This window comes from Ruegeria sp. HKCCD4315, from assembly GCF_013112245.1.
Classification (GTDB): domain Bacteria; phylum Pseudomonadota; class Alphaproteobacteria; order Rhodobacterales; family Rhodobacteraceae; genus Ruegeria.
This window is the reverse complement of the sequence record NZ_WVRN01000001.1, coordinates 1,216,456-1,242,946: the sequence shown is the minus strand read 5'-3', so window position 1 is coordinate 1,242,946 and position 26,491 is coordinate 1,216,456. Positions and strand designations below refer to the sequence as shown.

Sequence of the window (26,491 nt, the reverse complement as noted above, 5' to 3'; positions counted from 1 at the left end):
GTTCTGCGATCAAAGACCGCTTCTGTCGCGCTTGTCTACGACATTGAACTGTTTTGATGCTTCGCCTGCGCCCTTCACGGGATTAAAAGCGACGCGTCGCCGTAAGAAAAGAAACGGTATTTCTGCTCAATCGCATGATCATACACTTTAAGCATCCGGTCTTGCCCCATGAGCGCCGACACCAGCATCAACAGCGTTGATTTCGGCAGGTGGAAATTGGTCATCAGCGCGTCGGTGACGTGGAACTTGAAACCGGGATAGATGAATATATCGGTGTCCCCTTCCCAAGGTTGGATTGTTCCGGACAGCGCGGCGCTTTCGATCAACCTCAATGCCGTGGTGCCCACCGGGATTACACGCCCGCCTGCGTCTTTGGTCGCCTGAATCTCGGCTGCTGCCTCAGGGCTCACCTGCCCCCATTCTGCATGCATCTTGTGGGTCGTCACGTCTTCTACTTTGACGGGCAGGAACGTGCCTGCGCCCACGTGAAGGGTGACGTGCGTGAAACCAACACCTCGGTCCGCTAACGCGCTCATCAGCGCATCATCGAAATGCAACGAGGCGGTCGGGGCGGCAACCGCACCAGAATTTCGCGCCCAGATGGTTTGGTAATCGGTCCTATCCTGTTCATCCGCGGGACGTTTGGCCGCGATATAAGGTGGCAGGGGCATCGCACCGGCCTGCTCTAACGCGGCATCAAAATCCTCTCCGCTCAGGTTGAACCTCAGATACGCCTGACCGTCCTCAACCTTGCACAGCGTTGCACTCAGATCGTCCGAGAAGACAATCTCTTCCCCAATCTTCACTTTTTTCAGCGGCTTGATCAGTGCCGACCATGTGCCATCGGCCTGAGGGTCCAGCAATGTGGCCTCAATCCCTGCCGAGACCGGGCCTTGCGCACTGTCCCGATGACGGCGCCCGTTCAGCCGTGCCGGGATAACGCGCGTGTCATTCAGAACCAGCCGATCGCCTGGTTGCAGAAAATCCGGCAGGTCGAACACATGGCTGTCCGTCGTCACATCGCCCTGTGCCACCAGCAAACGCGCAGACGAGCGCGGACTGGCAGGTCGCGTGGCAATCAGGTCTTCGGGCAGATGGAAATCAAAATCGCTGAGTTTCATGCGCGCGCCATACATCCCCGAAAGGGATTCGGCCATATGCTCTCAGCGGTCGCTGGGACGCGAGCCAAAGGTGGGTTTCGGCTCGTCTGGTTTCAGGGGAACCGCATTGGGGCCGTCTGACACCTTTGGGGCGGGCTGGCGCAGCAGGTCGCGCAGAAACAGCGGAGCAAGGCCAGACAAGGGGTTGACCGACACTTTCGGCGACGCGAGCGGTCCTTTGAGGGTATAGTTAAAACCAAACACCCCCTCTCCCTTGCGGGTAAAGACGCTGCCGACGGCATTCAGCAAATAGATCGGCGAAATGGCCCCGCGCAGGTTTAGCATCTCGTTCACTGTGTCGATGGTGCCATCGAAGGACAGGCCCATGGATGGTCCGACTGCACTGCCGCTGAGCACTTTGATCTCGGTGGGCGTGACCCTCATGCGGCTGTCTATGGCCGAGAAAAAGATGCCCTGTCCAGCCATCTCGTCCAGCAGGCCAACAAGGCTGATCGCGTTCAGCAATGCCGCCATGGCAGGAGCATCGGTGATGCGTGTGTTCACAATCCTCAGAATAACGTCGTAGTTGCCGGGCGCTGTGACCGGCTCGAGGTTCAGGTTCATATCTCCGCCACGTGCTTGGGTCAGCACCCCGGCAGAACGCAGCACGGCCCCCGCGTCTTTCGATGTCAGCGTCACAGCGCTGCGGTTTCCACGTGGGGTCACCTGCCCTGAAACCGCTGCCCCACCATTGACCTGCGCCGTAAATCCCCCGTTCACCCCCCCGGTTGTTTGAAATGAGCCCCGAAAACCCGTCAGCGCCACAGCTTCGGTGATTTGCAGGCGGTCCAGTGCAACATCCAGCTTGGGACCAGCCCCGCCACCACCGCTGCTTTCGCCAAACGTCGCTTTTCCCATATCCAGCACACCGCCCAGCACGCGTATGTCCGGGACGGTATCACCACGTCCGATCATCTCGGCGGGAACCGCCAACCAATTACCAATATCGAATGAGCTGAATTGGATGCGATCAAAATCGCCGTTGTCCCGAAACGTGATGGAGGCGCTGGTCCGCAGGCCAGCGCCCTCAATGCGCAGGCTGTCCACTTTCAGCTGTTTACCCAAGGTTGCTTCGGCGGTCAGAGATCCCGAAGCGGACGTCGCTTTGCGCCAACCAAGTTCCGGGATCGCAAGCGCAACGCCCTGCAAGTCCGACGAAACGGACAGCTTCGGTGGCTCGTCCGCGCCAAGCCCCAAGGAGATGTCCGCAATCCCGGACCCGGTCAACATCCCCGGCGGAAGCCCTGCGCCGATTTCATCCATTAGGCGTGGCGACAATTCGATCTGGCCTGTCAATGTACTGCGCTGTGCGGTTTTTCCATCAATCGGCTGCTGCCAAAGCGCCTCAAGCGGGACATCTCCGAATTGTCCCTGCCCTTTGATCTGAACACCGGACTGGTTTCCGGACAGATCCAGCAAAGCGGCGCTGACAGTAAATCCGGGTACCAGACGATCGCTCAACAGGTTGGCCAGATGGCCGTCGAAGTGAAACTCGGTGTCCTGAAACTTGAGCCCCTTTTTCAGCGGCAACGATAACGTACCAGCCAAAGATGCCGTTCCGTCGGCAAGGTCGACAGGCAGCCCGGCCTTAGTCAACAATTCAAGAGGCGGACGATCCAACAGCGACAAGGCCGCCGTCACACTGCCTTTGGCTTGGATACGCGCGATTGCAGGGGCTGATTTCTTGATATCCGTATCAGGTATGATGAACGACGTGCCCGAAGCATCCACGGCACCACCTTCATCGGCAATCACCACCCCCTGCTGTGCGGTAACGGTAAAGCGCTGATTGAGCAGACTTGCCTGACCCTGCGCGTTTTCGATTGGCGGCAGCGTTTTAACGAACTGGATTTTGGCCTTCTCGAATCCGAAATCCAAATACAGATCGGGTTTCGATCCAGGTTCAAGCCGAAGGGCAAAGTCCATATCCGACAGAACCCCTTCGTACAGATTATCGGTGACCCACTCACGCGGCTTGGGCGCCAAGCGCTCAGGCCAGTAACTGAGCACCTTGTCCGAGGTCATCTGATCCAGATGGGCATCCAGCTTGACCGCCCAACCGTCAGGACGACCGCTCAGCACCCCAAACGCGCGTATGATGTGCCCCGGGTCTTCGATGGTAACCTGCCCTAGCTGCAACTCGAACGGGTCCAAGACCATTTTGAAATCCACGCTGGCGCGCGACAGTTGGATTGGTTCGGGAAACAGATTGGCGGGGTTCACGTTGATGCCGGACAAACGCATCTGCGCGGTCAGGCTGTCCAGAACGCCCTCTTCCACGCCCTGCAGAAATGCCGTGCCGTCCGCCTGTACTTTACCCCAGGCAGAAACCACCGAAACCTCGTTGAAGTTCAGCGCCTGGGATTTCGGATCATAAGTGAAATAGGTGCGGGCAGATTCAAACGGCACCGGACGTGTTTCGGGATTGGGTTGCACGGCCCCCGCACCAAGGTTGAGAGTTGCAAAACCTGTCCCGATAGCACCGCTTTCGTCGATACTGCCCCGCAAAGCCCCCGAGATTGGGGCCCTCAGAACCTGCAACCACGCAAGCACGGGGCTTTGGCCGGCGATGTCTTCTGCGGGCAGGTCCGAGACCGAGATGCCAAACTGCGCAGCTGGACTGCCAAGCGTACTGGAATAGTTGGCCTCGATCGCGCTGACGTAGTCCCGCCCGGCCAGAACCGAGAACCCGGTGGCCAGTCGCACCTCATTATCGCTGCGGTTTGCCTGAATATGCCCGCCATCCAGCACCCAGGACCGCCCCTGCCGCAAATCCAGGTAATCCAGCGTGATTGCATCAAGTTCGACCGAAGTCAGTGCAGACAGTGCCGGAGACAGGAACACCTGATCAGACGCCTCGATCAACTCCGCCAGATTCGGTGCCTCTTGCACCGGTGCGCTGCCTGATCCGACGGTCAGGATCAAAGCCCCATCCGTGTCGCGGGTCAGCGCGATCTGCGCACCGCTCAGGATAATGCGTTTCGGGCGGACATGCCCACGCAGCAAAGGCCGCATAGCAAGGCTGGCGCGCATATCCGAGACCTGTGCAATCTGTTGGCCCGCCGCGTCGCTGATGGACACATCGGTCAGGCGCAGCCGGGGCCGCCAGCCCTCATGGATGATAAAACTGACGTCACCAAACCGGATTTGCAGCCCGCCCAGAGCCTGTTCCAACCGCGTCTCGACCCTGTCCCTGAGCCAGGCGGGCGCGTGCATCCTTTGGCCCACAATCATGAAACCGGTGAACATCGCCAGCAGCACCAGCATGATCGCCCCGCGCATGGCCCAAATCCCGGCAGCGCGACGACGCGACCGGCGGCGTACCGGTTTGTTCGGTGCCTCCCCTTCGTCGTCCTCGCGTTGCTTCAATTTGCTATTCACGCCTTCCAACCCGCACGTGTCGCCCTATGATATCAGGCAGCCTTTAAAAACCTTTAGCGGAGTTTCCAATGCCCGATATTTCTGACATGGCCCCCGACTTCACTTTGCCGCGCGACGGCGGTGGCGAGGTGACGCTTTCGGCGTTGCGCGGTGGCACCGTGGTTTTGTTCTTCTATCCCCGTGATGATACGCCGGGCTGCACGAAGGAATCCATCGGTTTTTCAGAACAGCTTCAGGCCTTTGCGGATGCGGGTGCTCACGTTTTCGGCATCTCACGCGACAGCGTCGCAAAGCATGAGAAGTTCGTGGCCAAGCATGGGCTGACCACGCCGCTTCTGTCGGATGAAAACTCGACCGTTTGCGAGGACTATGGCGTCTGGGTGGAAAAGAACATGTATGGGCGCAAGTCGATGGGCATCGAACGTTCGACCTTTGTAATTGATGCTGAAGGTCGCATTGCCAAGGTCTGGCGCAAAGTCAAAGTGCCCGGTCATGTGGACGAGGTGCTTGAGGCGGTGAAGGCGCTGTAAGCCCCCCCTCGACCTGTCATGCCATCCGGTTTAAGACCCGCCTCGACACGACCGAGGCGGAGCGACCCCGTGACCAAGACACTGACACAGATGGCGACAGAGGTTCTGACAACAGCGGACGGGCGGGCCAAGACCGCCCTGTCCAAAGCGCACGCCGCCGCTTGGTTTGCTGCTCGCAAGGGCGAAACTGACCCAATCGAGATTGGCACGGCAACACCCCCCTTGAACCCCGCCCGCCCAGACAAGCCCGAGCTTTTGTCGCCCCGCGAAGTGCCAAAGCGGAAACCCGGGACCGAGGCCGGGCGTATCGCGCTGTTGCACGCCGTGGCCCATATCGAATTGAACGCCGTCGATCTGCACTGGGACATCATTGCCAGGTTCGGTCACGTTTCCATGCCCATCGGGTTCTACGACGACTGGGTGAAATGCGCCGAAGAAGAATCGCGCCATTTCGAGATGGTTTGCGATTGCCTGGAAAGCATGGGCAGCCATTACGGCGCCCTGCCCGCCCATGCAGGCATGTGGCGCGCTGCCGAGGACACTGCCGAAGATCTGATGGGGCGGCTGGCCGTTGTTCCCATGGTGCTTGAGGCACGCGGTCTGGATGTCACCCCCGGCATGATCGAGATCTTTCGCAAGGCCACGTTGGACCAAGCCATTGCGGCTCTTGAGGTGATCTATGCCGAAGAAGTCGGCCATGTTGCTTATGGCTCGAAATGGTTTCATTTCCTGTGCGGTCGCGAAAATGCCGACCCAAAGGATGTGTTTCACGCGCTGGTCCGACGCTATTTTCACGGCGTATTGAAACCACCCTTTAACGAGGAAAAGCGCGCTGAAGCTGGCTTGCCACCCGATTTCTATTGGCCCCTGACCGAGGATCTGCCTGCGCCCGGAGAAGTCACAAACTGACACTTCTTCGTTATTTTCGGCAAGTTCTCGCCGATCTCAGGGGGATTTTTGCGCCGTTTGACGCAGATTGGTCAACAAACTTGCCCGTTCACGACGAGCCGTTTATGCAATCGGCCCAAGGGACGGCTATTGCACCACGACCGGTCCCGATCTTGGGGATGAGAGGTAAGACGCGTGCGAACACGTCTGACAATAAAGTTACATTCGCTGCTGGAGCGGCATTTCCCGGAACGCCGGGTTTTTCTGAAATCTGACAAGGACACACGCTTTATCCGGCTTAGCTCGGAAACGCAGGTGATTGCGGTGGCTGGCGTTGCTGTCATGGTCGGCTGGACAGCGGTCGCGACGGCCATTCTGCTGATGGACAGCATCGGGTCTGGCAACTTCAGAGAACAAGCCAAACGCGATCAGGCGACCTATCAGGAACGCCTGAACATCCTGTCCGCAGAACGGGACGCCCGCGCGCAAGAGGCCCTTGCGGCCCAAGACCGATTTAATGCAGCGCTTGAGCAGATTTCCGCTATGCAGTCCGAGCTGCTGGCGTCGGAAAACCGCCGCCGCGAGCTTGAGACCGGCATCGAGGTCATCCAAACCACCCTGCGCAGCACCATGAAGCAACGGGAAGAGGCACGGACTGAGCTGGCGACCCTGAAGCAGGAAACCAGTGACACCGACATGTATATGACGGCCTCTACCGCCCCGGTGCAGATGGCCTTCATGACGGATGCGTTGGCACGCACTGCCGAAGAACGCGACCAGATCGCTTCGGACGCGCAAGATGCATTGGTTCAGAGGGACGAACTGGAACTGGAAATTCGTCTGATGCAAGAGCGCAGCGACGCGATCTTCCGCCAGTTGGAAGACGCCATGGTGATCTCGGTCGAACCGCTGGACAAGATGTTCCGCCAGGCGGGGATGCCCACCGATCGTATCATCGAAGAGGTCCGGCGCGGATATAGCGGTATGGGCGGTCCGCTGACCCCTTTATCCCTTAGCACGCGTGGCGAGGAGGACGAGCTGTCTGCCGACGAGGCCCGCGCGAACATTTTGCTTCAACAGATGGATCAGTTGAACCTGTACCGGATTGCTGCGGAAAAGGCCCCCTTCGCCAGCCCGGTCAACAGTGCAGTGCGTTTCACCAGCGGATTTGGCACACGCCGCGACCCCAAAACCGGAGGTCGTCGGATGCATAACGGTGCGGATTTCGCTGGTGCGCACGGCACTGATATCTTCGCGACAGCAGACGGTGTGGTCACCCACGCAGGTTGGCAGTCGGGTTTCGGACGGCTTGTGAAAATCAAGCACGCGTTTGGAATTGAGACACTTTACGCTCATAACACCAAGATCAACGTCAAGGTTGGTCAAAGGGTCTCGCGCGGGGATCATATTGCTGATATGGGTAGCACCGGACGGTCCACCGGCACGCATTTGCACTATGAGGTGCGCGTGAACGGAAAGCCCGTGAACCCAATGACTTACATCAAGGCTGCGAGAAATGTTTTCTAAAAGCAAAATCAACGAGCCCGCATCCAAGGCACCTGAGGCGGCCAAACCTGCCGCTCCGGCGACCCCAGCGGCCCCTGCTCCAACCGAGTCGAAACCTGCCACTGCGCCCAAGCCAAAGCCGCCTGCGTCGGTTCTGTCCTCGGATCTGCACATCACCGGCAACATCAAGACCTCCGGTGACATTCAGGTGGAAGGCACTGTCGAAGGCGACATCCGTGCTCATCTTCTGACCATTGGTGAATCTGCAACCATCAAAGGTGAAGTCACCGCCGATGACGTCGTGATCAACGGCCGCATCGTTGGCCGGGTACGTGGCCTGAAGGTGCGCCTGACCTCGACCGCGCGTGTCGAAGGCGACATCATCCACAAGACCATCGCCATCGAAAGCGGTGCGCATTTCGAAGGTTCGGTGCAGCGTCAGGACGATCCGCTGAACCCTGGCCGCAGCGCCAAGGGGGGGTCGAACCCGGCGGCTGACGTCAAACAATAATTCGACCTTTCAGGTCAGACCCGAGACGCCGCAGAAACACCTGCGGCGTCTTTTTTTATAACAACTGCTTGCCTGTGAAACTGGTTTTGATCCCGCTGACATCGCGTTAGGGTCGGACCATGTTGGTTTTTTTGTTACTTGTCGCCCTGATCGCTGGTGGTGTGGCGTATTACTTTTGGTCAAAGCAACAGGCCCGCCGGGCCCTGCTGGCCGCGCCGCTGAGCGATCAGCAACGACGGCTTATCGACGCTCAGGTCCCGATCCTGCAGAAAGTGCCGCAAGACCTGCGCGCAAAGCTGGAAGGCAAAATCAACCTGTTTCTCGATCAGGTCGAGTTTATAGGTTGCGACGGTCTGGATGTCACAGAAGACATGCAGATGTCCATCGCCGCGCAAGCCTGTCTGTTGGTTGTGAATACTGAGCTTTGGTATGACAACCTCACCACCATCCTAATCTATCCCAGTGCTTTCAAATCCAGACAGAGCCGACACAGCGGTTATGTCGTCACCGAAAAAGAAATCGTGCGAACTGGCGAAAGCTGGAATCGCGGCCCGGTGATCCTGTCCTGGGCGCACAGCCAACGTGGTGCGATGAACGATCATGACGGACAAAACGTTGTCTTTCACGAATTCGCACATCAGATCGACGATCTGACAGGGTCGGCCAATGGTGTGCCCGTTCTCAGCGCCAACCAGAGCTTTTCGGAGTGGGAGGCCGCGTTTCTGACGGCTTATGACGCCCATGTACAGGCCGTTGAAATGGGACGCCCAACCGTAATTGACCCCTACGGCGCGGAAGGGCACGAAGAGTTTTTCGCCGTTTCAGTTGAAGTGTTCTTTGAGCGACCAAAGGCACTCCGCAACTCTGACCCAGAGGTCTACAAACAGCTGTCGAAACTTTTTCACCTGGATCCTGCACAATGGCATTAGTCGGTTGTCGCCTGGGGTGAGAGGGCATCCGGGAAATTCCCCGTTCGCCTCAATTTAACAAAAGTTAATTTTTGAATTACAGTTAACCTCATCGCATTGTGGAGGAAATTTCATGTCGTCAAAATTACTTGCCGAGTTCTTCGGTACCTTTTGGCTGGTTCTCGGAGGCTGCGGCAGTGCCGTTTTGGCCGCAGGAGTTGCAGATGTCGGCATCGGATGGCTTGGCGTGTCCTTCGCCTTCGGCCTGACGGTTCTGACAATGGCCTACACGGTTGGTCCGATATCTGGCGGTCACTTCAACCCGGCGGTCAGCTTGGGGCTGATGATTGGCGGAAGGTTTCCAGCCAAAGATCTGCTGCCCTATTGGGTCGCTCAGGTTGTCGGAGCGATTGCAGCCGCCATTGTGTTGTACCTGATCGTTAGCGGAGCACCCGGTTTCGAAGGGGTCGGAGGGTTCGCATCAAACGGATACGGAGACGCGTCCCCGCAAGGCTATTCGATGATGTCCGTTCTGGTGATCGAAATTGTGATGACGGCCTTTTTCATCTTCATCATTCTGGGCGCAACTTCAGATAAGGCACCGGCTGGTTTCGCACCGATTGCCATTGGCCTGGCACTGACACTGATCCATCTGGTGTCAATTCCGGTCAGCAACACATCGGTCAATCCCGCCCGGTCCACCGGAGTCGCCCTGTTCGCAGACGGCCCCGCGCTGGCACAGCTTTGGATGTTCTGGGTGGCACCCCTGATCGGCGGCGCGGTCGGTGCGTTGATCTGGAAAGTGACTTCATCTGAAGACTAACGTGAACTGACTCGGTTTTTTCCCTGTCAGTAAAAAACAAGCGTATCCTTCCGTAACGCCCGGCTGAACCAAGGCTCGGGATCAACGGGAGGATATTATGAAGATTACAGCGACTACATTTGTACTGGGATGCCTGGCCACCGCCAGTTGGGCTGCCGACCCGCGGCTGAGCATCCCAGCAGCCCCAGAGATGCCCCCAGCCAACACGTCCGGAACTGCTGAAATCAATGGGATCAATATGTACTACGCCACCTATGGAGACGGAGAGGGCACACCGATCTTAATGATCCATGGTGGCTTGGCGCATGGTGACATCTGGGCAGCGCAGGTTGCGGATCTTGCCGCAGATCACACCGTGATCGTTGCCGACACTCGCGGGCACGGGCGATCAACCAATGATGGCAGCACATATTCCTACGGATTGCTGTCGCAGGATTACCTGGCTTTGTTGGATCATCTGGAGATCGATCAAGTGCATCTGGTTGGCTGGTCCGACGGGGCCAACATCGGCTATTCGATTTCGAGCACCAACCCGGAACGGTTGGCCAGTCATTTTGCTCATGCGGGTAATGTGACGCTGGATGGCATCGATCCGTCAGTAGAAACCAACGAAGTGTTTGGCGCCTATGTCGGCATGATGGCCGAAGATTATGCAGCAATGTCCCCCACGCCAGATGGATTCGAAGCGTTCCTGGGCGGGGTTGCTGCTATGTGGAGCACCGAAAAACCCGGTGGTTTGGAGGCGCTGTCGTCGATCACTGTCCCGACACTGGTCGTTCAAAGCGCGCATGACGAAGCTATCCTAATGGCACATTCGCAGGCAATTTCCGAGGCTATTCCGGGGGCAGACTTGCTTGTTCTGAAAGATGTCAGTCACTTTGCTTCGTTTCAGAAGCCGGATGCCTATACGCAAGCTATCCGCGACTTTATCGATCAATAAACCATAGAAAAACCCGGCGCTTTGGGCCGCGCCGGGCTTTCACTGCTTATTCAGTGACGGTGACTTTTTTCATCACGTCGGGCTGGCCCGTGACCGCTCCGGTCTGGGAATGCCCGCGTTTGATCGCATCCACCACGTTCATGCCATCGGTCACCTGACCGACCACAGTGTACTGCCCGTCCAGGAACGGGCCGGGTTCGAACATGATGAAAAACTGCGAATTGGCCGAATCCGGATCGTTCGAACGCGCCATGCCGACCACGCCCCGGTCAAAGGTGACCTCGGAGAATTCGGCCGGCAAATCAGGACGGTCGGATCCGCCGCGTCCAGCGTAACGCATGTCAAACCCGTCCGCACCGGAATTGCCGTATTGCACGTCGCCGGTTTGTGCCATGAAGCCGTCAATCACGCGGTGAAACACGACGCCATCATACTGACCGTCGGTGGCCAGCGCAGTGATCTGTTCCACATGCTTGGGAGCGACGTCCTCGAACAAGTCGATCGAGATGGTGCCATTGGCCCCTTCCCCTTCGACCTCAATCTGCAGACCGCTGGCCAGTGCCGGGCTGGTCACCAGTGCAAAAACCGCAGCCAGCTTATACATCGGCGGCCACTTTGACGCTGATCATGCGATCCGGGTTCGCTGGCGGCTCGCCCCGAACGATGGCATCCACATGCTCCATGCCATCGATCACGCGGCCATAAACGGTGTATTGACCGTTCAGGAAGTGGTTGTCCTTGAAGTTGATGAAGAACTGAGAGTTGGCCGAATCCGGGTTTTGCGACCGTGCCGCGCCCAGCGTGCCGCGATCATGGGGCAGTTTGGAGAACTCGGCAGGAACGTTCGGCAGTGACGACCCACCGGTGCCCGCCATGCGCAGGTTGAAGCCGTCTTCCATATCGCCGTGCTGAACGTCGCCGGTTTGCGCCATGAAACCGTCGATCACACGGTGAAAGGCTACGTTGTCATATTCTCCGCCACGGGCCAGTTCCTTCATCCGCGCGCTGTGCTGGGGGGCCACGTCGGGCAACAGCTCGATGACGACGTTACCGCCTTTCAGCTCGATGATGATTGTGTTTTCGGGATCTTTGATCTCGGCCATGTGGCCCTCCTGTCGTTTGTCTTGCGCAAATACCTATGCGCCAAGCGCGTGAATGCCAAGTGACGCATTGACCTGAGGGCAAAATGCAGGAAAAGAACCGCCTAAATCGGTTGCCACTGGGAAGGATTGCACGATGGGCTGGAAAACACTGGACGATATGGATCTGAACGGCAAACGCGTGCTGGTGCGCGTGGACATCAATGTCCCTGTCGTTGACGGTGTTGTGACCGACGCCACCCGTATCCAGCGGATCGCACCGACAGTGCGCGATATTCTGGCCGCCGGTGGTAAGCCGATCCTACTGGCCCATTTCGGTCGCCCGGGTGGCGAGCGACGCGAAAACTTGTCACTCAAGCAACTGGTGCCGACACTGGAAAGCACCTTTGGCGCCCCTGTCCTGTTTGCAGCCGATTGCGTGGGCACCGAGGCTGAACTGGCCGCCGATGCGTTGCAACCGGGTCAGGTATTGCTGCTGGAAAACACGCGCTTTCACGCAGCCGAGACCAAGAACGACGCTGATCTGGCCGCAGGCATGGCCAAGCTGGGGGACGTTTATTGCAACGATGCGTTTTCAGCCGCGCACCGCGCCCACAGTTCGACCGAGGCTTTGGCGCGCCTTCTGCCCGCATGTGCAGGTCGCCTGATGCAAGCCGAATTGCAAGCGCTGCAAGGCGCACTGGGTGCCCCTAAACGGCCCGTAACTGCTGTCGTAGGCGGTGCAAAAGTATCCACCAAACTGGAGTTGTTGGGCAATCTGATCGACAAGGTGGACTATCTTGTCATTGGCGGTGGCATGGCCAATACCTTTCTGGTCTCAAAAGGTCTGAACGTCGGCAAATCGCTGGCTGAGCGGAACATGAAGGATACCGCTGCCGAAATCCTGACCAAAGCCGAAAGCTCAGGCTGCATCATTGTTCTGCCCACGGATATTGTGGTTGCAGACAAATTCGAAGCCCATGCTCCGCATCAGGTCCTGCCCGCAAATCAATGCCCCGAAGACAGCATGATCCTGGATGCAGGTCCTGAAAGCGTCGCCGCGATCACCGAGATCTTTGCAAAAAGCAAAACGCTGATCTGGAACGGCCCGCTTGGCGCGTTCGAATTGGAACCCTTTGATGCAGCGACCAATGCGGCCGCATTGAAAGCGGCGGCTTTGACCCGTTCGGGCCAGTTGGTCTCAGTTGCCGGTGGCGGCGATACCGTTGCCGCATTGAACGCATCGGGCGCGGCGCATGATTTCTCGTACATCTCCACTGCGGGCGGCGCGTTCTTGGAATGGATGGAGGGTAAGACTCTGCCCGGTGTAGCCGCATTGGAACAGTAGTCCTGTCGCGGCGCGCTTTCGCTTACCTTGCGAGACATTCTGACTCATCCCCTGATTTTTGGGAATCAGGGGATTCACAAGCCGAATCACCTGTGACATAGTGCTGAAAGAGGTTCGAAAAGGACCCGTTATTGAGGCAAGTTTTCATACGGCGGTAAACAGAGTGTCCCGTTCCCATCGGCCCGGTTTGGGCGCAGTTGCTTTCTTCTCGGTGGCTTTCATGCTGGGTGTCTATTTCACCTTTGCCGCCGTACAAGGAGATTATGGCCTGTTCCGGCGGGTCGAGATTGCAGCGGAACGGGACGCTCTGTCGCGCGATTTGGCGAAGCTGAATACCGAGATCGCCGAGATGGAGAACCTGACGCTACGGTTATCTGACACTTATCTTGACCTGGACCTTCTGGACCAGCAGGCACGCTCGGTTCTGGGTATGATCCGCGCGGACGAGATCGTCATTCGCTAAGCGGACTTGGTTTTTTCGTCGAGCAGCCCTTCTCTACCAACAATTCATTTTGCTTTGATAAGCGCAGCTTAGCGTAAACCGACGCTGCGTCACATTAACACTCGCCAGATCGCCCGAAATGCTTTAGAAGATAGTTTAACGCTAAACTATCTGTCCGAAAGGGGGAGATCGCCACAATGGCTGCGCGAAAAACCACAAAGAAACCAAATGTTTCTGCGGAAGAGCTCAAAACCTACTACCGCGAGATGCTGCTGATCCGCCGATTCGAGGAAAAGGCCGGTCAACTTTACGGTATGGGTCTGATTGGCGGCTTCTGCCACCTTTACATCGGACAGGAAGCGGTTGTTGTCGGCCTCGAAGCCGCCGCACAGGAAGGTGACAAACGCATCACCTCGTATCGCGATCACGGCCATATGCTGGCCTGCGGTATGGATCCGGGCGGCGTTATGGCCGAACTGACCGGGCGCGAAGGCGGCCTTTCCAAAGGCAAGGGCGGCTCGATGCACATGTTCTCGAAAGAGAAGCATTTCTATGGCGGTCACGGCATCGTTGGTGCACAGGTTCCGCTGGGCGCAGGTCTGGCCTTTGCTGACAAATATAAAGAGAACGGTGGCGTGACATTCACCTATTTCGGTGATGGCGCGGCCAACCAAGGTCAGGTCTATGAGACGTTCAACATGGCTGCTCTCTGGGATCTGCCAGTGGTCTTTGTGATCGAAAACAACCAATACGCTATGGGTACAGCGCAGGCGCGATCAACATCGTCGCCAGACATCTACGTGCGCGGCGAGGCGTTTGGCATTCCCGGCGAGATCGTCAACGGTATGGATGTGTTGGCGGTTAAGGCCGCAGGTGAGAAAGCCGTGGCCCACTGCCGTGCGGGCAAAGGCCCTTACATCCTTGAGGTTAAAACCTACCGGTATCGCGGCCACTCGATGTCTGACCCGGCCAAGTACCGCACCCGCGAAGAAGTTCAGAAGGTCCGCGAACAAAGCGATCCGATCGAACATGTGCGCGAGCTGCTGCTGACCGGCAAACACGCAACCGAGGATGATCTGAAGGCGATCGATAAAGAAATCAAAGAGGTCGTCAATCAAGCCGCCGAATTCTCGAAAGAAAGCCCCGAGCCTTCCGTCGAAGAGCTCTGGACTGACATTTACGCCTGAGAGGACGAATAAGACATGGCAACCGAAATTCTCATGCCCGCCCTTTCGCCCACAATGGAAGAGGGCACCCTGGCCAAATGGCTGGTCAAGGAAGGCGACACTGTAAGCTCTGGCGATATCATGGCCGAGATCGAAACCGACAAGGCGACGATGGAATTTGAAGCCGTTGATGAAGGCATCATTGGCAAGATCCTGATCGCTGAAGGTACCGAAGGGGTCAAGGTGAACACCCCTATCGCGGTTCTGGTGGAAGAAGGCGAAGACGCCTCTGCCCTGCCAGCGGCTGCCCCCGCAGCCGCAGCGGTGACCGAGGCCGCCCCTGCGGCGGTTGAGGCCCCCGCTTCTGCCGCTGCCCCCGCTGCTCCGGTCGTTGACCTGTCGCCCGATTGGCCCGCAGATGCAGAGATGAAGTCCGAAACCGTCCGTGAAGCGCTGCGTGACGCGATGGCCGAGGAAATGCGTGGTGACGAAGACGTCTACCTGATGGGTGAAGAAGTCGCCGAATATCAGGGCGCGTATAAAATCAGCCAAGGTCTGCTGGACGAGTTTGGACCCAAGCGCGTGATCGATACGCCGATCACCGAACACGGTTTTGCAGGCATCGCCGTTGGTTCAGCCTTTGGAGGTCTGAAACCGATTGTCGAGTTCATGACCTTCAACTTCGCCATGCAGGCGATTGACCAGATCATCAACTCTGCTGCCAAGACGCTTTACATGTCAGGCGGTCAGATGGGCTGCCCCATCGTGTTCCGCGGTCCTAACGGTGCCGCCGCCCGAGTGGCTGCGCAGCACTCTCAGGACTATGCAGCGTGGTACATGCAGATACCCGGCCTGAAGGTGGTGATGCCCTACTCGGCAGCCGATGCTAAAGGTCTGCTGAAATCGGCGATCCGCGACCCCAACCCGGTTGTCTTCCTGGAAAACGAAATCCTCTACGGGCGTTCTTTCGACGTGCCGCAGGTGGATGACCTGACCATCCCGCTGGGCAAGGCGCGTATTTGGCGTGAAGGTTCGGATGTGACCATCGTTAGCTTCGGCATTGGCATGCAATACGCACTCGAAGCCGCCGACAAACTGGCGGAAGAAGGCATCAGTGCCGAAGTTATCGACCTGCGCACAATCCGCCCGATGGACACTGGCGCAATCATCAACTCGGTGATGAAGACGAACCGTCTGGTGACTGTGGAAGAAGGTTGGCCGCAAGGCTCGGTCGGCAGCTACATCAGCTCGGTCGTGATGCAGGAAGCGTTCGACTATCTCGACGCCCCGGTCATCAACTGCACCGGCAAAGATGTACCGATGCCCTACGCCGCGAACCTCGAAAAGCTGGCCCTGATCACCACCGATGAGGTGATCGCCGCCGTCAAACAAGTGACCTACCGGTAAGGAGCGACAGACAGATGCCCACCGAAATTCTGATGCCCGCCCTTTCACCCACCATGGAGGAAGGCACGCTTGCCAAATGGCTGGTCAAGGAAGGCGACACTGTTTCCTCTGGCGACCTGCTGGCCGAGATCGAAACCGACAAGGCCACGATGGAGTTCGAAGCCGTTGATGAAGGCACCATCGGTAAGATCCTGATCGCCGAGGGAACCGAAGGCGTTAAGGTCAACACCGCCATTGCTGTTCTGCTGGAAGACGGCGAAAGCGCAGATGACATTGGTGCGACGCCTGCCGCCGCGCCTGCGGCTGCGCCCGCAGCAGAAACTGCAGCGCCAGCGGCGTCCGAGACGCCAGCCTCTGCCCCTGCCCCGGCTGCTCCGGTCAAGGCTGATGGCGGTCGTGTTTTCGCCTCACCACTGGCCCGTCGCATTGCGGCGCAAAAAGGTCTTGATCTATCGCAGATCGCCGGCTCTGGCCCGCATGGTCGCATCGTCAAGGCGGATGTGGAAAGCGCCACAGCCGCACCGGCTGCAGCTGCTCCAGCGCCTGCTACCGCTGCTCCATCTGCGCCTGCGGCACCAACCGGGCCGTCGGCAGACATGGTCGCTCGGATGTATGAAGGGCGCGAGTACGAGGAAATCCAGCTGGACGGTATGCGCAAAACCATCGCCGCGCGCCTGTCCGAAGCCAAACAGACCATCCCGCATTTCTATCTGCGTCGTGACATCAAGCTGGACGCGTTGCTCAAGTTCCGCAGCCAGTTGAACAAGCAGTTGGAAGGCCGTGGCGTCAAGCTGAGCGTCAACGATTTCATCATCAAAGCTGTCGCAAACGCACTGCAACAGGTTCCGGCCTGTAACGCAGTCTGGGCGGGTGACCGCGTGCTGCAACTGAAGCCTTCGGACGTCGCCGTTGCTGTTGCGATTGAGGGCGGCCTGTTCACCCCGGTTCTGCAAGATGCTGACACGAAGTCCTTGTCCGCCCTGTCGACCGAGATGAAAGACCTTGCAGCCCGCGCCCGCGAACGCAAGCTGGCACCGCATGAGTATCAGGGCGGCACCTTTGCCGTCTCAAATCTGGGTATGTTTGGCATCGACAACTTCGATGCAATCGTAAACCCGCCACATGCCGGAATTCTGGCTGTAGGGACCGGTGTGAAAAAGCCTGTTGTCGGAGATGATGGCGAGCTGACCGTGGCAACCGTTATGTCTGTCACAATGTCCGTGGATCACCGCGTCATCGACGGAGCGCTGGGGGCAGAACTGCTCAAGGCCATTGTCGACAATCTGGAAAATCCGATGGTCATGCTGGCCTGAGGCACTGAAACATACCCTCGCCCAAGCTCGTGTTGGGCGGGGGTCATCTGATCATTTGGCGCTGAATTGAACCCGTGTGATTGGCGTATCAATTGCCTAAAGCGCATTGACCTCCCACCTTCTTCTACAAGATTAAGTCAGAAGGAGGGTGCTCTGTGGTCCGCAAGAACCTTGTAAAAAGCCTGGTAGTTTTGGTCCTTTTGGCTGGGACGACACCAAGCGAGGTCTCTGCGAAACCGAACAGTTATCCGGGCGAGCACTCGAAATTCAAAAACAACGACCCTGAGGCGATTGCCGAACAGAAAGCTGAACAAAAACGGCGCAAAGAACTGCGTCAGCAGAGACGAGAGGAACGCAAGCGCAAGCGGCTGGAGAAACGCACCAACCGCTTGAAGTGATTTTTACCTACTGGTCTTTGCCCAGCATGTGGTCCATCGAGATCGCAGGCTGATCGCATCCCGCCTCGCCCACGATCTTCGCTGGAATACCGGCAACTGTTTTGCAAGCCGGTACAGGTTGCAGAACCACTGAACCCGCAGCGATACGGCTGCAATGGCCAACTTCGATATTGCCCAGAACTTTCGCTCCGGCCCCAATCAGAACCCCGTTGCCGATCTTGGGGTGGCGCTGTTCCTCTTCCTTGCCGGTTCCGCCCAGCGTTACCGAATGCAACATTGAAACGTTATCGCCGACAACCGCTGTTTCTCCAATAACGATGGAATGGGCATGGTCAATCATGATGCCCTTACCGATCTTTGCAGCCGGGTGAATATCGATCCCGAAAATCTCGGACGAGCGCATCTGGAAAAAATAGGCCAGATCATAGCGACCCTTTGTCCACAGCCAATGCGCAACCCGATAGGCCTGCATCGCCTGATACCCTTTGAAGTAAAGGATCGGCTGCAACAGGCGGTGACATGCGGGGTCACGCTCGTAAACGGCCATCAGATCGGCCCGCGCCGCTTCGATCAGATGTGGATCATCGGCATATGCTTCGTCGACAATCTCTCGCAAGACCATCATCGACATCTCGTTCGAGCACAGCTTGGCCGAAATCCGATAGGAAAGCGCGCGTTCAAGGCTGCGGTGATGCAGGATACAGGCGTGCACAAGACCACCCATGAGTGGTTCTTTTTCTACGGCCGCGTGGGCCTCGGATGTGATGCGGGTCCAAACCGGATCAACCGGTGTTACGTGACTGCGCTTTTCAAACATGGCTTTTCATCCTTTGCTGCGCCTAGAATGCCATTTAGTGGTAAAAAGACCAAACGCAAACCCGTGATCTGCAATGCAACAAAAATGAATGAGTTCGAAAGCTCATATTTTGAAACAAAAATTCGCGAGCGACTGGCCGAGTTGGAACAGCTTTCAGCGTCAGGTCAAAAGGCGCAGGCTGTCGTTGAACTGGATCAACAAGCGGTTGGCCGACTGAGTCGCATGGATGCCTTGCAAAACCAGGCCATGGCAAAGGCGCAACAAACCAATCGCGATATTGAAAAAAGCCGTCTTCAAGCCGCCTTGGTACGCATTGAAGAGGAGGAATACGGGTATTGCGAGGATTGCGGCGACCGAATTCCGGATGCACGGCTGACGCTGGACTTGGCCGCCATCAGATGTGTCAACTGCGCTGCCGGGTGACTAAAAATTTGGAAAGATGGTGCAAAACCGTCTCAAAACATTGGCAATATTGCAAGTCGTCGAACCCCGGCTCATGCGCCAGGGTTCTGTTTCGAGCAACGGCCATCAGCGAGCCGTTGCCGTAAACGGGATGAAGTCGCCCCGTGCGTTCAAGATGCCTGTCAGCCAGTTCTGCTTCATGAATCATCCGAACGCATAGACGGGTCCGGTCTGCCTGAGGCGCTGCCAATAAAGCACGCGCTGCGGCACTGACATCTCCATGCAGAACCGGCCGCATCAGGCTGCCTGCCCCACCAAAAGACGGGTTGACGGACCGGGGCCGTAGACGGCTGACACCTGCGCCACTTCGACCTCATACGCGCCGGTCAAACCGTCCGCCCCCTTTATTGTTGCGGAATAGGTCCAGCGTGGTTCCGCGATCAGATCTTCGCGCAGCAATGTTCCATCTGCACGGATGCGCACCAGATAGGATTCGGTTTCTTCGCCCAGAGGTATCTCCAGCCCCGACCAATCATCCGCGTCCAGACGCGCGCGTCTGATCCATGAAAATGCATCGCCGGACAGACCGGATTGAACTTTCAGGTGCACCGGTGCGTAAGGACGCAATCCGTTACCATCGAAAGACGCTATCAGATGTTGGAAAGACGGATCATCGTAACTGCGATCCACAGGCCCGATGCGGTAGTGTTTGGCCATCCGACGCTCATTGCGCAACAAACTTGTCTGCTGGATCTGAGAATTCAGAAGAACAAAAACTGAGCCATCCGGCCAGACATCCGGCATCAACGCGTCAGTGCCCAACTGCCCCCTGAGACGCCCGGACGAGGCGTAGAGTCCGGGCGCTTCGAGAACCGCATCGGAAAACTGAAAAACCTCCCAGTTGCCCGGCGACCCATCGCCGATAGCGGCCAGATTCAAGCCATTCAGAACGGAACCACGGGGGCGGGATTCCAACTGACCCGTCACCAACTTGATCCGCAACGCCGGACCCTCGTCCCACACACCTGCGCTGGCACGATACAGCGGGGTTTCGGTGACACCAACAATCGCTTGGCCCTGGATTATGTCGCCCAGCGCGTAAGCTTCGTCACTTGACGAGGTATAGACCGCAGCCGCGCCGGGCCACGGATCGCCCGTGACAGCCAGATAAGGGGCATGCGGAATTTCTGCGCCAGTGAACAACGGCAGGTCCAGAAAAACCGGCAGCAAAGGGGTCGGCGCAGCATAGGGTTTCACTGTCGGAGCATCTTCGCGCAGGTCCGAAGCCTTGTAGACACCTTGTTCGACCCGAACCGCCTCGGCCAGTTGCAGGTCCGATGTTTCCAGTCGGTCAATGCGGTAAATCGGGCTGTTTTCGACCTCTGATAATCGCACCAGATCCCCGGCACCCAGATGTATCTGCGACGGCGGCAGCGCAAAGCGCACGGTATCACGCGAGGCCCTTGCCTCACTCAGCCAGCGTTCCGCGGTTTGACGACCCTCTGCCCGGGTCATCGACAACGGCATTTCATTCACCGAAACGGAATGGGTTTTGTCCTGAGGGAGTACGGCCTCTTCTACGACAAGATCATGGTCCGCATCCGACTGCACAAAGCGCAGGCGAACCCGACCAGTCATCTCGGCCTCAGCCTCACGCCGATGTTCAACCGCGCCTTCCAGATCGCTGCTGATGGCCAGATGATCAGGGTTGAGTGCGACCGCACCGTAACCGTCTCGCATCTGAAACCGCAACTGACCGTCCCGTTCAATTGCATCAAACCCGTAACGCAGCATCAAAGGTTGCAAAGCGGACCGTGCGTTTGTCACATCTTCGATCACATAGCCCCGAACCACGCCGTGAAGCCGCGAAACATCGATGTCTGTCACCCCTGCCCCATGGCAGATTTCGGTCACTACAGATGCAAGTGTCCGCGACCCGGACCGCCCGTTCAGCCAATGCCCTCTGGCATAGTTTTCTCCATCGTCCCATTGGCTCTGCAGATTTGGAAATGTTGGAAACGGACGGGTATCCCACGCCCAAACGTACGCGTTCGCCAAATCCAGCATCCGAGCGCCATAGATATGTGACACTGGATTAACTGCGGGATCGCTCCAGTATCCTAGTGTCGCGGTCAAATACTGCGCCTGAATGTAATCATCCCTCAATCCGTTCGAAAAAGCTGGCAACAGCGATTCCGAGGACTTGGGGTCGAGGAACTTGTTTGGCTGGTTTGTGCCCTTGTCGATTGCCGCACAGCCCAGCTCATCCACCCACGCCGCATCAAACTGCGGCCCCCGCAATCCCTCAGGATCATGCGCCGAAAACGCCTGCGCCTCGGCCCCGTTGGGCCAGATCAACTTGCGCTCGGATGCCTTCCAAACAGGCCGTCGATCCGGCGGCGAACATTGCAAAATCCCGCTATCGCCAAAGATCATCACATCGCGCACCTGATCAAAGGTCTCACCGACCAACGCCACACGACGCGCCTCACCACGATTCAACGGCTTGGACCCTTCAACCATCGACCGCACCCATTCAGATCCGGCCCGCGTTTTGCCAGCCTCGCGCCCGCCCATAATCACCCAGGACCGCCAATTTCCTTCGGGAGGCAACTGATGCGGCAGCGCCCAAAACTCAAACAGGAAAGGGAGGGCACACAGCCCCCCCTCCCCGATCTCACTCAGAAATCTCTCTCGCACCGCAGCATCGGCGGAGGCGAGCCAACCTGCACCCGATTTCAAATCGAGCGCGCTCAAGGTCGAGCGCATAGCCCCCTTGGGCGATTCCGGCTTGTCTGTGATGTTGTTCGACAAAGCTTGTCTCCACTTTCTGACAACTTCGGATCAGCCCCTCTAACTGCCCGAGTTGCCTGGCTGAACCAGCAAGATCTGCATCCTCCCCGGCACCGATCTGTTTGCGCAGGTCTTCCGCCGCTTGCCGCAGATCGCGAATGGACCTCTCAAGCGACTGCAACAAGTCAGCCGTCTGGGAAATCCGCTCTTCCGGGGTAATCGAAGTCATGTTTGCCTGAGATCTCATGCGTGAGTTTTCTCCGCACGAGAGAAACGAAAAACGGCCGCCGGGTTTCCCCGCCTCCGTTGCCCACTTCTTCTAGCATGACACAACTCATACGGATTTAAGTACGCAATGTCAATTTGTTACGCAACACGAACGCAACGGGGAGCGTACGCAGAAGTAAGATTTTAGCCCCCGACATAGCTGCTTCGCGAATACTGCTCTCGTTGAAAAACCATTAAAACCACCCTCTTGCTTCAGGGCGTCACTCGAAACCGGGCTAAGAATCGCGTTAATTTTGACACCCTCACTTCCAACGCATGGCTCCATTTACAAATGCCAGCTTGACAATCCTTCCATCAACCCCCATTTGCCGCCAATCAAAGCGCTGCTGCGTGAGCTTGCGCGGACCTCTTCCGCCCTACAGCGCCCGATCCACATTACAGTTCCCCATCACGCAGGGTTCTTGACGCGACGACCGGATAGCGCAGGGTGCGCCTGCCTGTCCCGAGGTCTCGCACAACCCCTGCAGGTCGCCGCGCGCGACCCGTCACGACCTGTCCGTGGGCAATAGCTCCGGACATAAAGGATAGTTTTTTGTTCGACTTCGACATGCTGGGCCTTGCCCCCGCACTCAACAAAGCGCTGAAAAGCGCCAATTTCACACAGCCTACCCCGATTCAGAACCAAGCCATCCCGCTTGCGCTGAACGGCCACGACATTCTGGGTCTTGCCCAAACAGGTACCGGCAAGACACTGGCCTTCGGCCTGCCTCTGATTGATCACCTGCTGGCTCAGCCTGGAAAACCTGATCCCAAGACAGCCAAGGCGTTGATCCTTGCGCCGACCCGCGAATTGGTGAACCAGATCGCCGAAAGCCTGCGCGTCTTGACCAAAGGCACCAAGCTGCGCGTTGGGACAGTTGTGGGCGGACAATCGATCAACAAGCAGATCATGTTCCTGGCGCGTGGCACAGATATTCTAGTCGCCACTCCGGGTCGCCTGATTGACCTGATGGACCGTGGCGCCGTCGATCTCAGCTCGGTTCGCCATCTGGTTTTGGACGAAGCTGACCAGATGCTGGATTTGGGGTTTATCCACGCCCTGCGCAAAATTGCACCAGCGCTGGGTACTCCACGCCAAACCATGTTGTTTTCGGCTACCATGCCAAAACAGATGGAAGAGCTTAGCCGCGCGTACCTGACCAACCCCCAACGAGTTCAGGTATCGCCTCCAGGCAAGGCCGCTGACAAGATCACACAGTCGCTGCACTTTGTGTCGAAACCCGGAAAACCAGCAAAGCTGCGAGAAATACTCTCACGAGACAGCGATGCGCTGACATTGGTGTTCACCCGCACCAAACACGGGGCCGAACGGTTGATGAAGGGTCTGGTTGCCGATGGGTACAACGCGGCTTCGATCCACGGCAACAAAAGCCAGGGGCAAAGGGACCGCGCGATCAAGGCGTTTCGCGAAGGTGAGGTAACCATTCTGGTGGCCACCGACGTTGCCGCGCGTGGCATCGATATCCCTGGCGTTGCTTATGTTTTCAATTTCGATCTACCCGAAGTGCCTGACAACTATGTCCACCGGATCGGCCGCACGGCGCGTGCCGGGCGTGAAGGTGAGGCCATTGCATTTTGTGCACCTGAAGAAGTCGATCTGCTGCGTCAGATTCAGAAACTGATGAAGATCGAAATTCCCGTCGCAAGCGGCACAATGCCTGAAGGTGTTGAACCCCAAAAACCAGCGCGCCGCCAAAATAATCGCCGTCGTGGGTTCAAACCCAAACCAGCCAATGGCGATGGAAAGCCTTCGGCTGGAAAGGGTCGCCGACCCCGCCGCAGACGCCCTGCCGCTTAACACCAAAAGCCAATACAAAAAGAAACGCCGACGTCGGATATTCCTCTGACGTCGGCGTTTCTTTTCGTAGTTTTGAAATTTGGGTCTAGTTTCCCGAGTTCCGTTCAGCTTCAATCTCGCGCCACTTGGCTACGTTACGATTGTGCTCCTGCAATGTCTCTGCAAAGGCATGACCGCCCGTGCCATCGGCCACAAAGAACACAAAGCTGGTGTCATCCGGCGCAACGGCGGCCTCAAGACTTGCTAAACCGGGGTTCGCAATCGGGGTCGGCGGCAACCCATCGATCTGATACGTGTTCCACGGCGTTGGGCGGTTCAACTCACTGCGCCGCAGACCCCGACCCAAAGTGCCTTGCCCCTTGGTCACGCCATAGATGACTGTCGGGTCCGTCTGCAACCGCATCCCTTGATTCAGGCGGTTCACGAACACGCTGGCTACTTGTCCGCGCTCTTCGGGAACTCCGGTTTCCTTTTCGATGATCGAAGCAAGGATCAGCATCTCTTCGGGGCTTTCCAACGGCAAGCCATCCTGACGGTTTTCCCAGGCCGCGTTGATTCGAAGCTGCTGTTTGTCTTGCATAGCCTTCAGGACATCATTGCGGTCCTGACCAGCCACAACATCATAGCTGTCCGGGGCCAACATACCCTCAGCCGGGATCTCAGTCACTTCTCCGGTCAGCGCCTCAAAGGACTTCAACGCTTCAACCACCTGCCATGAGGTCACGCCTTCGGCCAAGGATACGCGATACCGAGTGTCCGCTTCACTACGCTTTTCGGTATAGGCTGCTGGGGCCTCTTCCTCCAAAGCATCAAAAGACGCGATTTCATCAAAATCCAACGTCGCCGGGTTCAACTCGCGTACCCGTGTCTGGGCACGGGTCACGCCGATGCGGTATTCGATCTCGGATCCACACGTGCTGGCCCCGCTGCTGGTGATCTCGGCAATGATCTGCTCCATCGACGCACCTTCGCGTACCAGAAAGCTACCGGCTTTCAGCTGCTGTGCGCGGTCCGTATAATCCGCAGCCATACGGAACAATGTTGCATTGCGGATCGCGCCCTGATCTTCCAGTTCCTGACTAACACGCGTCATATTCGACCCGCTTCTGACTTGTAGGCAGATAGCGGTTTCAAGCGGGCCTTCCGCTTTGTACTGAGATTGCCCCCAAAGGATCAGTCCGCCCATCAGGAACAGGCCGACCACCAACATGGTCAGCGCATTCGAAGCAATGGCCCGCCACATTTAGCTGACCTTTCCAAAGATCACGCTGGCATTGGTACCGCCAAACCCAAACGAGTTTGACAGAGCCACGTTGATCTCGCGCTCGCGCTTGGCATTCGGTGCCAGATCAATCGGTGTTTCGACAGCCGGGTTGTCCAAGTTGATCGTCGGCGGCGCCACCTGATCCCGGATCGCCAGGATCGAGAAGATCGCTTCAATCGCGCCCGCAGCCCCCAGCAAGTGCCCGGTGGCCGACTTCGTCGAGGTCATTGTGGCGTTTGACGCATGATCGCCCAGCAGGCGTTCCACAGCACCCAACTCAATCGTATCCGCCATGGTCGAGGTGCCATGCGCGTTGATGTAGTCCAGATCTTTCGGCTCCAGCCCGGCACTGCGCAGCGCGGCCTTCATCGAACGTTCGGCCCCATCGCCATCCTCTGACGGCGCGGTGATGTGATAGGCATCACCCGACATGCCATAGCCCAGAACCTCGGCATAAATCTTCGCTCCACGCGCCTTGGCGTGTTCGTAGTCTTCCAGAACCACGATGCCCGCGCCCTCACCCATGACGAACCCGTCACGGTCGACATCATAGGGACGGCTGGCTTTCTTCGGGTCGTCTGCATATTTCGTCGACAAAGCCTTACAGGCGTTGAAACCTGCAATCCCGATCTCGCAGATGCAGCCTTCGCCGCCACCTGCAACCATGACATCCGCATCACCAGCGCGGATAATCCGGCTGGCATCGCCAATTGCATGGGCACCAGTCGAACATGCCGTCACAACAGAGTGGTTCGGTCCCTTGAACCCGTGGCGGATAGACACCTGACCCGAGGCCAGATTGATCAGAGCACCCGGAATAAAGAACGGCGACACCCGACGCGGACCCTTGTCGCGGATCAGATTGGCTGTATTGGCAATCGAGCCCAGCCCCCCGATACCCGAACCAATCAGAACACCTGTCCGCAGACGGTCTTCCTCATCCTCCGGCAACCAGTTCGCGTCCTTGCAGGCCATTTCCGCAGCCGCAATCGAATACAGGATGAAGTCTTCGATCTTGCGCTGTTCTTTCGGCGGCATCCAATCATCGGGATTGAACGTTCCGTCGGTTCCATCCCCGCGCGGCACCTCGCAGGCATAGGTCGTTGTGACCCCGCTGCCGACCGCATCAAAGTGCGTGATGGGGCCTGCGCCGGATTCCCCGTCCAGCAACCGCGACCATGTTTCCTCGACCCCGCTGGCCAAAGGAGTGACCAATCCAAGACCGGTTACAACGACTCTGCGCATGAAGTGCCTCTTGCCTGCTTCCTGTTATGAGAACCGCTCATACCCCGGCCCGGGGTGCGGGGGCAAGAGCAAGGGCGATTTCCG

The 26,491-nt window shown here is 57.7% G+C and carries 23 protein-coding genes; 15 read left to right on the top strand and 8 right to left on the bottom strand.

What is annotated here, in order from left to right:
• Positions 1–74: 74 nt before the first annotated feature.
• Positions 75–1,121, bottom strand: coding sequence for a tRNA preQ1(34) S-adenosylmethionine ribosyltransferase-isomerase QueA (queA, locus tag GS646_RS06210; RefSeq protein ID WP_171186235.1), 1,047 nt, complete (start codon positions 1,119–1,121; stop codon positions 75–77).
• A gap of 42 nt (positions 1,122–1,163) precedes the next feature.
• A complete protein-coding gene (locus tag GS646_RS06205; RefSeq protein ID WP_371732052.1) occupies positions 1,164–4,541 on the bottom strand; it encodes a DUF3971 domain-containing protein in 3,378 nt (1,125 codons plus the stop codon).
• Between the two features lie 68 nt (positions 4,542–4,609).
• Here GS646_RS06205 and GS646_RS06200 point away from each other — a divergent pair, with 68 nt between their 5' ends.
• The 7 genes from GS646_RS06200 (at position 4,610) to GS646_RS06170 (ending at position 10,647) form a co-directional block, all read left to right on the top strand.
• Positions 4,610–5,071 (top strand): peroxiredoxin, encoded by a 462-nt coding sequence (locus GS646_RS06200; protein WP_171185790.1) that lies wholly within the window; start codon positions 4,610–4,612, stop codon positions 5,069–5,071.
• An 18-nt stretch (positions 5,072–5,089) separates the two neighbouring features.
• On the top strand, positions 5,090–5,980 hold the full coding sequence (locus GS646_RS06195; protein ID WP_171185792.1) for a ferritin-like domain-containing protein: 891 nt from the start codon (positions 5,090–5,092) through the stop codon (positions 5,978–5,980).
• Between the two features lie 174 nt (positions 5,981–6,154).
• Positions 6,155–7,486, top strand: a complete 1,332-nt coding sequence (locus tag GS646_RS06190; protein ID WP_171185793.1) for a DUF5930 domain-containing protein — start codon at positions 6,155–6,157, stop codon at positions 7,484–7,486.
• Positions 7,476–7,976, top strand: coding sequence for a polymer-forming cytoskeletal protein (locus GS646_RS06185; RefSeq protein WP_171090660.1), 501 nt, complete (start codon positions 7,476–7,478; stop codon positions 7,974–7,976). The genes GS646_RS06190 and GS646_RS06185 overlap by 11 nt, the downstream gene beginning before the upstream one ends.
• 119 nt (positions 7,977–8,095) lie before the next feature.
• Positions 8,096–8,905: a zinc-dependent peptidase gene (locus GS646_RS06180; protein WP_171185795.1), complete on the top strand. Its 810-nt coding sequence runs from the start codon at positions 8,096–8,098 to the stop codon at positions 8,903–8,905.
• A 112-nt stretch (positions 8,906–9,017) separates the two neighbouring features.
• The gene (gene aqpZ / locus GS646_RS06175) at positions 9,018–9,707 is read left to right on the top strand and encodes an aquaporin Z (RefSeq protein ID WP_171185797.1); all 690 of its coding nucleotides are present in this window, start codon (positions 9,018–9,020) and stop codon (positions 9,705–9,707) included.
• 97 nt (positions 9,708–9,804) lie between these two features.
• Positions 9,805–10,647 carry an alpha/beta fold hydrolase gene (locus GS646_RS06170; protein ID WP_171185799.1) on the top strand — a complete coding sequence of 281 codons (843 nt, stop codon included), beginning with the start codon at positions 9,805–9,807 and terminating at the stop codon, positions 10,645–10,647.
• Positions 10,648–10,693: 46 nt separating this feature from the next.
• Here GS646_RS06170 and GS646_RS06165 read toward each other — a convergent pair whose 3' ends face one another.
• On the bottom strand, positions 10,694–11,251 hold the full coding sequence (locus tag GS646_RS06165; protein ID WP_171185802.1) for a peptidylprolyl isomerase: 558 nt from the start codon (positions 11,249–11,251) through the stop codon (positions 10,694–10,696).
• Positions 11,244–11,750, bottom strand: coding sequence for a peptidylprolyl isomerase (locus GS646_RS06160; protein WP_171090671.1), 507 nt, complete (start codon positions 11,748–11,750; stop codon positions 11,244–11,246). The genes GS646_RS06165 and GS646_RS06160 overlap by 8 nt, the downstream gene beginning before the upstream one ends.
• A 133-nt stretch (positions 11,751–11,883) precedes the next feature.
• On the opposite strand from GS646_RS06160, the gene pgk reads away from it, so the two are divergent.
• The 6 genes from pgk to GS646_RS06130 all read left to right on the top strand — a co-directional run bounded on the left by pgk (position 11,884) and on the right by GS646_RS06130 (position 17,800).
• Positions 11,884–13,074 carry a phosphoglycerate kinase gene (gene pgk, locus GS646_RS06155; RefSeq protein ID WP_171647647.1) on the top strand — a complete coding sequence of 397 codons (1,191 nt, stop codon included), beginning with the start codon at positions 11,884–11,886 and terminating at the stop codon, positions 13,072–13,074.
• A 163-nt stretch (positions 13,075–13,237) separates the two neighbouring features.
• Positions 13,238–13,537 (top strand): septum formation initiator family protein, encoded by a 300-nt coding sequence (locus GS646_RS06150; RefSeq protein ID WP_171185806.1) that lies wholly within the window; start codon positions 13,238–13,240, stop codon positions 13,535–13,537.
• A gap of 176 nt (positions 13,538–13,713) precedes the next feature.
• Positions 13,714–14,703 (top strand): pyruvate dehydrogenase (acetyl-transferring) E1 component subunit alpha, encoded by a 990-nt coding sequence (gene pdhA / locus GS646_RS06145; protein WP_171090677.1) that lies wholly within the window; start codon positions 13,714–13,716, stop codon positions 14,701–14,703.
• Positions 14,704–14,718: 15 nt separating this feature from the next.
• A complete protein-coding gene (locus tag GS646_RS06140; RefSeq protein ID WP_171090679.1) occupies positions 14,719–16,089 on the top strand; it encodes a pyruvate dehydrogenase complex E1 component subunit beta in 1,371 nt (456 codons plus the stop codon).
• Positions 16,090–16,103: 14 nt separating this feature from the next.
• A complete protein-coding gene (locus tag GS646_RS06135; protein WP_171185808.1) occupies positions 16,104–17,402 on the top strand; it encodes a pyruvate dehydrogenase complex dihydrolipoamide acetyltransferase in 1,299 nt (432 codons plus the stop codon).
• Positions 17,403–17,557: 155 nt separating this feature from the next.
• On the top strand, positions 17,558–17,800 hold the full coding sequence (locus GS646_RS06130; RefSeq protein WP_171185810.1) for a hypothetical protein: 243 nt from the start codon (positions 17,558–17,560) through the stop codon (positions 17,798–17,800).
• Positions 17,801–17,807: 7 nt separating this feature from the next.
• On the opposite strand, the gene cysE is transcribed toward GS646_RS06130, so the two are convergent.
• On the bottom strand, positions 17,808–18,617 hold the full coding sequence (gene cysE, locus GS646_RS06125) for a serine O-acetyltransferase (protein WP_171185811.1): 810 nt from the start codon (positions 18,615–18,617) through the stop codon (positions 17,808–17,810).
• An 84-nt stretch (positions 18,618–18,701) separates the two neighbouring features.
• On the opposite strand from cysE, the gene GS646_RS06120 reads away from it, so the two are divergent.
• Positions 18,702–19,040 (top strand): TraR/DksA C4-type zinc finger protein, encoded by a 339-nt coding sequence (locus GS646_RS06120; protein ID WP_171185813.1) that lies wholly within the window; start codon positions 18,702–18,704, stop codon positions 19,038–19,040.
• Between the two features lie 276 nt (positions 19,041–19,316).
• On the opposite strand, the gene GS646_RS06115 is transcribed toward GS646_RS06120, so the two are convergent.
• A complete protein-coding gene (locus GS646_RS06115; protein WP_253746590.1) occupies positions 19,317–21,833 on the bottom strand; it encodes a glycoside hydrolase TIM-barrel-like domain-containing protein in 2,517 nt (838 codons plus the stop codon).
• 799 nt (positions 21,834–22,632) lie between these two features.
• Here GS646_RS06115 and GS646_RS06110 point away from each other — a divergent pair.
• On the top strand, positions 22,633–23,898 hold the full coding sequence (locus GS646_RS06110) for a DEAD/DEAH box helicase (protein WP_171185815.1): 1,266 nt from the start codon (positions 22,633–22,635) through the stop codon (positions 23,896–23,898).
• An 85-nt stretch (positions 23,899–23,983) separates the two neighbouring features.
• Here GS646_RS06110 and mltG read toward each other — a convergent pair whose 3' ends face one another.
• Both mltG and fabF read right to left on the bottom strand, forming a co-directional pair.
• Positions 23,984–25,141 carry an endolytic transglycosylase MltG gene (gene mltG / locus GS646_RS06105; protein WP_171185817.1) on the bottom strand — a complete coding sequence of 386 codons (1,158 nt, stop codon included), beginning with the start codon at positions 25,139–25,141 and terminating at the stop codon, positions 23,984–23,986.
• Positions 25,142–26,407 (bottom strand): beta-ketoacyl-ACP synthase II, encoded by a 1,266-nt coding sequence (gene fabF / locus GS646_RS06100; RefSeq protein WP_171185820.1) that lies wholly within the window; start codon positions 26,405–26,407, stop codon positions 25,142–25,144.
• Positions 26,408–26,491: the final 84 nt, after the last annotated feature.

Bases quoted from the DNA above. Each gene is read 5' to 3' on its own strand.
- GS646_RS06185 (WP_171090660.1), top strand. From the start codon at position 7,476: ATGTTTTCTAAAAGCAAAATCAACGAGCCCGCATCCAAGGCACCTGAG.
- GS646_RS06140 (WP_171090679.1), top strand. From the start codon at position 14,719: ATGGCAACCGAAATTCTCATGCCCGCCCTTTCGCCCACAATGGAAGAG.
- mltG (WP_171185817.1), bottom strand. From the start codon at position 25,141: ATGTGGCGGGCCATTGCTTCGAATGCGCTGACCATGTTGGTGGTCGGC.
- GS646_RS06200 (WP_171185790.1), top strand. From the start codon at position 4,610: ATGCCCGATATTTCTGACATGGCCCCCGACTTCACTTTGCCGCGCGAC.
- pdhA (WP_171090677.1), top strand. From the start codon at position 13,714: ATGGCTGCGCGAAAAACCACAAAGAAACCAAATGTTTCTGCGGAAGAG.
- GS646_RS06195 (WP_171185792.1), top strand. From the start codon at position 5,090: ATGCCATCCGGTTTAAGACCCGCCTCGACACGACCGAGGCGGAGCGAC.
- GS646_RS06170 (WP_171185799.1), top strand. From the start codon at position 9,805: ATGAAGATTACAGCGACTACATTTGTACTGGGATGCCTGGCCACCGCC.
- cysE (WP_171185811.1), bottom strand. From the start codon at position 18,617: ATGTTTGAAAAGCGCAGTCACGTAACACCGGTTGATCCGGTTTGGACC.
- GS646_RS06160 (WP_171090671.1), bottom strand. From the start codon at position 11,750: ATGGCCGAGATCAAAGATCCCGAAAACACAATCATCATCGAGCTGAAA.
- GS646_RS06180 (WP_171185795.1), top strand. From the start codon at position 8,096: ATGTTGGTTTTTTTGTTACTTGTCGCCCTGATCGCTGGTGGTGTGGCG.
- GS646_RS06120 (WP_171185813.1), top strand. From the start codon at position 18,702: ATGAATGAGTTCGAAAGCTCATATTTTGAAACAAAAATTCGCGAGCGA.
- fabF (WP_171185820.1), bottom strand. From the start codon at position 26,407: ATGCGCAGAGTCGTTGTAACCGGTCTTGGATTGGTCACTCCTTTGGCC.
- queA (WP_171186235.1), bottom strand. From the start codon at position 1,121: ATGAAACTCAGCGATTTTGATTTCCATCTGCCCGAAGACCTGATTGCC.
- GS646_RS06135 (WP_171185808.1), top strand. From the start codon at position 16,104: ATGCCCACCGAAATTCTGATGCCCGCCCTTTCACCCACCATGGAGGAA.
- GS646_RS06165 (WP_171185802.1), bottom strand. From the start codon at position 11,251: ATGTATAAGCTGGCTGCGGTTTTTGCACTGGTGACCAGCCCGGCACTG.
- aqpZ (WP_171185797.1), top strand. From the start codon at position 9,018: ATGTCGTCAAAATTACTTGCCGAGTTCTTCGGTACCTTTTGGCTGGTT.
- pgk (WP_171647647.1), top strand. From the start codon at position 11,884: ATGGGCTGGAAAACACTGGACGATATGGATCTGAACGGCAAACGCGTG.